We start from the raw sequence: 5571 nt of genomic DNA, 5'->3' as shown, positions 1-5571 counted from the left end.
ATGCCTGCCGTGGTGGAACCAAGACACCTTATTTCTGGGGCGATGACGCTTCAAAGGCTGGTGATTATGGCTGGTTCATTGATAATTCCGACAACACTACCCAGCCTTGCGGCAAGAAGCAGGCAAACCCGTATGGGCTTTATGATATTGTCGGCAATGTGGCCGAATGGTGTGCGAAGGATTCAAAGGATGCGCAAGATGTGGCGCGTGGAGGTGCGTTTACCGAGCCAGTGACCAAGATGCGGAGCAATGCGCGGATGGTTTGCAATGCGGAGTGGAACGAATTGGATCCGCAGAATCCCAAAAGCATTTGGTGGTTGGCGTCGGCGGATTTCGTAGGTTTCCGGGTGGTGCGTGATCTCGGAGATGCGAGGACTGCGGAGAAAGCAAAATAAGCTCGCAATTTATTTTAGAATTGCCATCATGAAGACATTCACCTTGCAGCAAACATTTGATCTATGAATCAAGACCAACCTCTATCATCGAGCGAGCAGACGGATCTGACTCGCCGTAGTTTTCTGAAACGTTCCTCAGTTGTCGCGGCCGGTGCGGCGGTGGCATCGAGTTTTCCATTTGTAATCAACAGTTCCGCGCAGGAAGATGGCAAGCCGATTCGTATCGGCCTGGTCGGCTGCGGCGGACGTGGCACTGGTGCGGCGGGGAATGCGCTGAGTTCGGCCAAGAATGTGCAGATCGTCGCGCTGGCGGATTTGTTCAAGGATCGTTTGGACAGTTGCCGTGAGAATTTGAAGAAGCAGGGCGTGGAAATTCCTGACGACCGTTGTTTCGTTGGCTTTGATGCCTATCAGAAGTTGCTGGCATTGAGTGATATCAACTACGTGATTTTGGCAACGATGCCGCATTTCCGTCACATTCATTTGCGCGCGGCGGTTGAAGCGGGCAAGAATGTTTTCATGGAGAAGCCGGTGGCGGTGGATGGACCGGGGATTCGTTCGGTGATTGAGTCGGGCGAAATGGCGAAGCAAAAGGGGCTTTCGATTGTGGCCGGGACACAACGCCGTCACCAACCGGATTACCAGGATACGATTAAGCGCCTGCAGGACGGGGCGATTGGCGACATTTTGGTTGGTCGTGCCTACTGGAACGGCAGCGAATTGTGGCATCATGGCCGCAACGCGGACTGGTCTGAAATGGAATATCAATGCCGTAATTGGTATTACTTCACCTGGCTGTGCGGTGATCATATCGTCGAGCAGCATGTGCATAATCTGGACGTGATGAACTGGGTGATGGGGGCGCATCCAATCAAGGCGAGTGGCATGGGTGGACGCCAGGTTCGCACCGATCCCAAGTATGGGCATATTTTCGACCATTTCGCTGTGGAATATGAATACGCAAATGGTGCGAGGATGTTCAGCCAATGCCGCCAGCATGACAATTGCGAAGACAACATTAGCGAAGCGGTGATCGGCGTGAACGGAACGAGCAACTGTCACACGAGCATCAAACCGAAGAACGGGGCGGAATGGAAATTTACCGGCAAGAATAAGAATGGTTACGTGCAGGAGCATGCGGACTTGATCGCAGCGATTCGTGCGGAGAAACCGGTGAACGAAGCGCGGCAGGTTGCGGAGAGTACTCTGACAGCCATCATGGGACGTGAATCGGCTTACTCGGGTCACTCCGTCACCTGGGATGAAATGTTGAACTCCAATGTTCGACTCGGGCCGGAAACCTATTCCTTTGAAGTGCAGCCGCCGCACGCAGCAGTGGCCATACCGGGCAAATACAAGATGGCGTGAGTGGTAGAAGGTTGTTCAACCACGAATAAACACGAATATCAAAGGCCGATCCGTTAACGGGTCGGCCTTTTTTTGATTTAGAATTGAATGATGAAGTTTTTGTTTGAAGCAGAGAAGAGTGGGAAAGATTGGACACGAGCTTTTGGCTGCGCGGTTTTAATGTGTATTTTCACTTTGCTGTTGACTGGTTGTGCGACGGAGCAAGGGGCGGAAATATCATTGCATCGCTATGAGTATGGGGAGTTGCACATGGCGAGCCTGTTTCGGATCACGCTCTATGCTTCAAATCAGGCGGAGGCAGATGAGGCGGCGGTGGCGGCCTTCCAAAAGATCGAGGAGTTGAATAACTGCATGAGCGATTACGACGCAAACAGCGAACTCATGCGGCTCTGTGCCCAACCATATGGGACGCCCGTGAAGGTGAGTGATGATTTGTTTGAGATTTTGGCGGAGAGCCAACGAGTGGCGCGGGAGAGTGATGGGGCATTCGATGTGACAGTGGGGCCTTACGTGCGGCTTTGGCGCGCGGCGAGAAAGAAAAAGGTTTTGCCGACTGAAGCGGAATTGGCAGAGGCCAGGAAGGAAGTGGGATATCAGAAGTTGTTGCTGAATGCGCGAGGGAAGACGGTGATTCTTACAGTGCCGAACATGAAGCTGGACCTGGGCGGGATTGCGAAGGGTTATGCGGCGGACAAGGCCTTGCAAGTTTTGAAAAGTAAGGGAGTGACGCGCGCGATGGTGGCGGCCAGCGGAGATATTGCGTTGGGCGATGCGCCGCCAGGGCACGCTGGATGGGCGATTGGGATTGCATCGATTGATCCGAAGGATGCGAAAGTCACGAAAACAGTGCTCTTGAAAAACGCCGGTATTTCCACGTCAGGTGATACAGAGCAATTTGTGGAGATTGGGGGCAAACGTTACTCGCATGTGGTGGATACGCAGACGGGTCTAGGACTCACCATACGAATTCAGGCGACAATCATCGGGCCGAACGCGACGATCACGGATGGATTGGATAATACGGTATGCGCGTTGGGAGTTGAGCGAGGGTTAGCGTTGATTGATTCGCTGCCGAAGACGGCGGCCTTGGTGGTGACGGAGAATGAGCAGGGGAGGCGGGTGTATCAGTCGAAACGGTTTAAGGCGCTGAAGTTTCAGCCATGACAACGGAATAAAAGATGTTCCAAGTTGCAAGGCGGGTAACTAGACTAACTACAATAAGGTAATCCTATGTCCACCAACTACTCCGCTCTATGGCAAGTTCTGCAAAACTACTTGATTATGATGCCGGTCATTCTGTTACACGCGACCGGTGCAGCGGTGGCAATCATGAGATGGAATCGACATCCGAAAATTTCCCGCTTTGCACTTATAGGATTCGGGATTCCTTTGTTTCTCAATATCATAATGCCCATTATTAACAGTTTGATCGTCTCGTCGATTGTTGGCAGAGGTGCCAACACGATGTATTACGGAATGAGCCACAATTTATTGCTCAGCATTGTCCCCTCAATATCGACGGTGTTTGCAGCGGTAGGATATCTGCTCTTGATCCTGGCGATCTTCAGCGATCGTCCCGTGAATTCGTCCCAGTAAACTTAATGTTTGCGAGCTATGACGTCGATTTCCACTTTGATGTTGCTCCAGAGGACTGATTGGACGGTGGTGCGGGCAGGGAGGACGGCGACGTCCTTGAAGAATTCCTTGTAAGTGGCGTTGAAGCGGTCGAATTCGTTGATGTCGGAGAGGTGGACGGTGCTTTTTACCACGTCGTTCAGCGAGCAGCCGGCGGCTTTGAGAATGGTGGCGACGTGGGTAAGGGTGAGTTTGGTTTCCTCTTCAATCGTGCCGCGAATGGGGAGGGCGGTTTTGGCATCGAGTGGGCCCTGGCCGCTGACATAAATCCAGCCATCGATTTCCACGGCGGCAGAGTAGGCACCTGTGCTTTTTTCCTTCTCGGGATGTTTAATTTCTTTCTTCGGCATGGAGCAAAATATTTTGTTTAGTAAGTCTGGCGGGCCAGTTTTGGTCAATGGCAAATGAGCAGGAATCAGAGTTGTTCCACTTTGACGTGAGTTGGGGCAGTGCGATGAATGTGAATGGGGTTGCGCAATGGTTTGCCGAAACCGGAAAGTTCGATCTGCATTACGTCGCCAGTTTGGAGGGCGATGCCAGCGCCGAAGCTGAAGACGTCTGCGCCGAGGAAGTGGATGTGGGCATCGCCGGGACGACAGTGAGCAGCATATTTAAAATGATGATGTTCCAAATTTTCGAGAGTGTGGGACATGTTAGTCTCGCCGGTGAAGAATTGGTCGGACCAGATGACTTTGCCATCGCGTTCGACGGAGACACGGCCGCGATTGTTTTTGAAGTCGGCGTCGATGACGAGTTCAGGGCCGAGGGCGCAGGTGCGGAGCTTGGAGTGGGCCAAGTAGAGATAGTTTTTCTGTTCCAGCACGTGGTCGGAGAATTCGTTGGAAAGAACGAGGCCGACACGGCGAGGTTTGCCGGAAGGATCGATGATGTAAGCACCCGCGACTTCCGCTTCATCGCCACCGTCGTTGCCGAAACTGGGGACTTCGAGTGGCTCATTGTGGGCGCGGAGAACGGTGCCGCAGCCTTTATAAAACCATTCCGGTGAAACGCCTATCTGGCTGGGGGCAGGGCGGCCGCCTTCCAATCCCCATTGATACATGCGCATGCTGTCGGTCATGGCGGCGGCTTTTTTTTCACCGTTTTCACCGGCATGCATGGCCTGGCGATTTTCGGCGCTGGCTTTGTGGGTGAGGCCGGTGCCGGTCACGAGGCAGCGAGTGGGTTCTTCAGGATGATCAAAGGCCGGAAGAAATTTCCATTCGGATTCGCCGCGATGGATGGGATCGTAATCCAACGTTTCGTTGGAAAGACTGCGGTTGACGGTGTCCGCGAGAGATTTGTTGGTGGAGATTGCGGCTTTCGCGAGGACGTAGATGGAGCCGTAGGGTTGGATAAAGCGTAACTGACGGTCGTCAGCAACGGCGACGCGTCGTCCATGCCTGGGGTGTGTCAATTGAACGAGACGGATCATTTTAGTGATTGGTTGGCAGGAAGATTAGCGGTGGTTGCGTTGGGTGACAATAGGCAGTTTTTGTAGCGGAGATGGAAAAGAAGAAACCACGGATTGACAAAAATTCACACGGATAGGGCTGCAAGGAAAGTGTTTCTCACACTTGAGTCCATGCTTGCCTGAGGAAAAAATGTTACGATTTGGCTTGCGGAGCGGCGGTAGCTTTGCAAAATACGCCCCCTACGGAACCAAGTCGTTCCCACCGGGATTGGTGAAGCCAGTCTGTGATGCGTTGATAGGCACTTGATTTGAGAGCCAACTAAATGCAAAATGAGGTGGAACTTGAGAAGGTTCTGTGGCAGGCTTGATGCCTGTTATTTGGTTGCCTCGGTAGCTCAGTTGGTAGAGCAGTTGACTCTTAATCAATTGGTCCTAGGTTCGAGTCCTAGCCGGGGCACCATCTTCCTTTCTTTCCCTAAGTCGCGAAGCTGCGGAAAAATCTCTATTGTGAAACCGTTTCTGCGTGGAAAGAGGCTGGAGAAGGCCCAATGTCCAAGGACAAATGACCAAATGAGTTAACTGAAGTTCACCATTTGCACTTTACATCGTTTCAAGCCGGTTGCAGTCTGCGATTTACCAGCGGGGCTGGATGATTATGGAGTTCAAAATTTAGGAATCATTGTTGAGTAGAATTGCCAAGGAGCAATCTGGTTTGTTTGAATTTGGATCGGAGTAAGCGATGCTAAAATCACTATTTAGAAA

6 protein-coding genes and 1 tRNA gene are annotated in these 5571 nt (G+C 52.1%); 5 read left to right on the top strand and 2 right to left on the bottom strand.

What is annotated here, in order from left to right; translation table 11 throughout:
• From CFLAV_RS31390 to CFLAV_RS31375, 4 genes are all read left to right on the top strand, one after another.
• A partial coding sequence (locus CFLAV_RS31390) for a formylglycine-generating enzyme family protein (protein WP_007418978.1) occupies positions 1-395 on the top strand: 395 nt, incomplete at its 5' end.
• A 63-nt stretch (positions 396-458) separates the two neighbouring features.
• A complete protein-coding gene (locus CFLAV_RS31385) occupies positions 459-1763 on the top strand; it encodes a Gfo/Idh/MocA family protein (protein WP_007418977.1) in 1305 nt (434 codons plus the stop codon).
• Between the two features lie 87 nt (positions 1764-1850).
• On the top strand, positions 1851-2927 hold the full coding sequence (locus CFLAV_RS31380; RefSeq protein ID WP_007418976.1) for an FAD:protein FMN transferase: 1077 nt from the start codon (positions 1851-1853) through the stop codon (positions 2925-2927).
• Positions 2928-2993: 66 nt separating this feature from the next.
• Positions 2994-3359 (top strand): hypothetical protein, encoded by a 366-nt coding sequence (locus CFLAV_RS31375; RefSeq protein ID WP_007418975.1) that lies wholly within the window; start codon positions 2994-2996, stop codon positions 3357-3359.
• Positions 3360-3361: 2 nt separating this feature from the next.
• On the opposite strand, the gene CFLAV_RS31370 is transcribed toward CFLAV_RS31375, so the two are convergent.
• Positions 3362-3748, bottom strand: a complete 387-nt coding sequence (locus CFLAV_RS31370; protein WP_007418974.1) for a RidA family protein — start codon at positions 3746-3748, stop codon at positions 3362-3364.
• Positions 3749-3813: 65 nt separating this feature from the next.
• Complete coding sequence (araD1, locus tag CFLAV_RS31365; protein WP_007418973.1) at positions 3814-4830, bottom strand: AraD1 family protein; 1017 nt, start codon at positions 4828-4830, stop codon at positions 3814-3816.
• Between the two features lie 363 nt (positions 4831-5193).
• On the opposite strand from araD1, the gene CFLAV_RS31360 reads away from it, so the two are divergent.
• Positions 5194-5269 (top strand) — tRNA-Lys (locus CFLAV_RS31360).
• Positions 5270-5571: the final 302 nt, after the last annotated feature.

Source organism: Pedosphaera parvula Ellin514 (assembly GCF_000172555.1).
Lineage (GTDB): Bacteria > Verrucomicrobiota > Verrucomicrobiia > Limisphaerales > Pedosphaeraceae > Pedosphaera.
This window is presented reverse-complemented; position numbering and strand designations above follow the sequence as displayed.

Bases quoted from the DNA above. Each gene is read 5' to 3' on its own strand.
- CFLAV_RS31385 (WP_007418977.1), top strand. From the start codon at position 459: ATGAATCAAGACCAACCTCTATCATCGAGCGAGCAGACGGATCTGACT.
- CFLAV_RS31380 (WP_007418976.1), top strand. From the start codon at position 1,851: ATGATGAAGTTTTTGTTTGAAGCAGAGAAGAGTGGGAAAGATTGGACA.
- CFLAV_RS31375 (WP_007418975.1), top strand. From the start codon at position 2,994: ATGTCCACCAACTACTCCGCTCTATGGCAAGTTCTGCAAAACTACTTG.
- CFLAV_RS31370 (WP_007418974.1), bottom strand. From the start codon at position 3,748: ATGCCGAAGAAAGAAATTAAACATCCCGAGAAGGAAAAAAGCACAGGT.
- araD1 (WP_007418973.1), bottom strand. From the start codon at position 4,830: ATGATCCGTCTCGTTCAATTGACACACCCCAGGCATGGACGACGCGTC.